This is a genomic window from Allobosea sp. TAB14, assembly GCF_052113865.1.
In the GTDB taxonomy this organism is placed as follows: domain Bacteria; phylum Pseudomonadota; class Alphaproteobacteria; order Rhizobiales; family Beijerinckiaceae; genus Allobosea; species Allobosea spartocytisi.
This window is the reverse complement of sequence record NZ_JBFRDQ010000349.1, coordinates 1-2098: the sequence shown is the minus strand read 5'-3', so window position 1 is coordinate 2098 and position 2098 is coordinate 1. Positions and strand designations below refer to the sequence as shown.

Sequence of the window (2098 nt, the reverse complement as noted above, 5' to 3'; positions counted from 1 at the left end):
AGGTCCGCCAGATCACCTCCCGGTAATAGTCATCGGTGACGATCTGGCTGTAGTTCTTCAGCGACCAGGCGCCATTAACAAGGCCGGCGCCCGGCTCATAGACGCCGAAGCTCGTCGGCAACAGCATGAGCACCGGCACGAGGAAGAAGCCCGTCAAGACCAGCAGCAGCGGCGCGATCAGCAGGAGCCCTTGCCGCCGCGACATCATGCCGTGGCGCCTTCGGGCGGCATCGCGAAGACGGCTGCCGGGTCGATGGAAAGCGCGACCGGCGCACCTGCTGTCAGAGACGCCTCCGGTCCGTGCGAGGCTGTCTCCGCGACGATCTCGACGCCTTCCGCCAGCCGCACGACATATTGCACGCGAGCGCCGCTGAAGCCCTGGTCGTGGGTGACGAAAAGCGCGGTAATGCCGAGATTACGCTGCAGGCGCTTCAGTTCGATCTGCATCTCGTCGCGCAGTTGCGCATCGAGATTGGACAGCGGCTCGTCGAAGAGCAGCACGCGCGGATGCGGCGCGAGTGCCCGGGCGATGGCGACGCGCTGCTGCTGGCCACCGGACAACTGCCTCGGATAGCGCTCGCCGAAGGCCGCGAGCCGGACCATGCCGAGCGCTTCCCTGACGCRCTTGTCGAGCTCGGTGCCGGCGACCTTGCGGCGACGCAGGCCAAAGGCGACGTTCTCGAATACCGTCATATGCGGGAACAGCGCATAGGACTGGAAGACGAGACCGAGACCGCGCTTGTTCGGAGGCAGGTTGGTGACGTCATCGCGTCCGATCAGGATGCGCCCGCGGCTTGGCTCCACGAGCCCTGCGACCATGCGCAGGATCGTGGTCTTGCCGCAGCCGGAGGGCCCGAGCAGCGAGACGAATTCGCCCTCGGCGATCGTCAGGGAGATGTCCCTGACGACCTCGACCTCGCCATAGGACTTGCCCAGCCCTTCGAAGGTCAGCGAACCCATTACCCGTCCTTTCCCGGTGCCGCAGTGCTGCTCAGCGCGCGACTTCGCGCTGCCAGCGGCGTGTCCAGGTCGCGCTGTTCTTCGCGATCACGTCCGGGTCGATGAACCAAGCCTTCTCCAGGCTCTCGCCATTGGGGACGATGCTCTTGAGCTTGTCGGAGAGCTTCACCTTGGTGTTGACCGCGCCGATATAGGCCCGCTCGGAGAAGCAGCCCTGGCCCTCGGCCGACAGCACCTGATCGAGGAACTTGTAGGCGAGTTCGGTCTTGGCCGAGCCCTTGGGCAGGACGACCGCCGGCAGGATGCCGACCGCGCCTTCCTTCGGATAGGCGACGGCGAGCGAGAGGCCTTTGTCCATGGCGACGCCGGCGCGATCCGGATACCAGGGCGCAATCGCGATCTCGCCGCGCTCGAACAGGGAGAGGAGCTGGTCGGCCTGGGTGTAAAGCACGGCCGAGCCCTTCGCGATCGGTTTGACCGCCTCGATGCCGGGATCGATATTGTCGAGCGTGCCGCCCTTGAGCTTGTTCAACGCCAGCAGGAACTGCAGGCCAGACGTGCCGCTGATGTCGCCGATGGCGTATTTGCCGGCATAGGCGGGGTCGGCGAGGTCGAGCCAGGAGGTCGGCGGCGCCTTGACCAACTTGGGGTTGTAGACCAGCGTGGTCGCGCTCACCATCGCGACGACGTAAGCATCGTCCTTGCCCCAGGCGGTCGGGATCACGTCGGGGGCGTTCTTCAGCTTCGCGCGGTCGATCTTGTCGTTGAGCTTCTCGTTGGCGGTCTGGGCTGCGAGCGAGTTGTCGATATAGACGATGTCCATGTCCGGCTTGCCGGCCATGGCGCGCAGCGCCGCCGCGAACTGGGACGAGTTGCCGAGCTTCAGCGAGACGGTCGCGCCCGTCGCCTTCTCGAAGGCCGCGACGTGGCAGGCCTTGACGTTATCGGCGAAGGAGCCGCCGAAGGCGCCGACAACAAGCTCTTCGGCCTTGGCATGCGAGGCGAGCGCGGCGCCGAGCGCGGCGATAGCGGTCGCATGGCGAAACATCTGACGCATGGTTGCTGGTTCCCCGTCTGTCGGCCTGGAGCGCCGTGCACCGCTGTTGGCGCGGCTTCGATATGGCCGAAGGGGTTCCCC

General features: G+C 66.0%; 2 protein-coding genes and 1 pseudogene. All 3 read right to left on the bottom strand.

All coding sequences use genetic code 11. The annotated features are described in order from the left end of the window. Positions 1 to 208, bottom strand: a pseudogene (locus AB4Y99_RS27485) (hypothetical protein); the annotation flags it as partial. Beyond that, complete coding sequence (locus AB4Y99_RS27480; protein ID WP_441525580.1) at positions 205 to 960, bottom strand: polyamine ABC transporter ATP-binding protein; 756 nt, start codon at positions 958 to 960, stop codon at positions 205 to 207. The pseudogene AB4Y99_RS27485 and the gene AB4Y99_RS27480, both read right to left, overlap by 4 nt. Before the next feature lie 31 nt (positions 961 to 991). After that, positions 992 to 2017 carry an ABC transporter substrate-binding protein gene (locus AB4Y99_RS27475; protein WP_441525579.1) on the bottom strand — a complete coding sequence of 342 codons (1026 nt, stop codon included), beginning with the start codon at positions 2015 to 2017 and terminating at the stop codon, positions 992 to 994. Between the last annotated feature and the right edge of the window lie 81 nt (positions 2018 to 2098).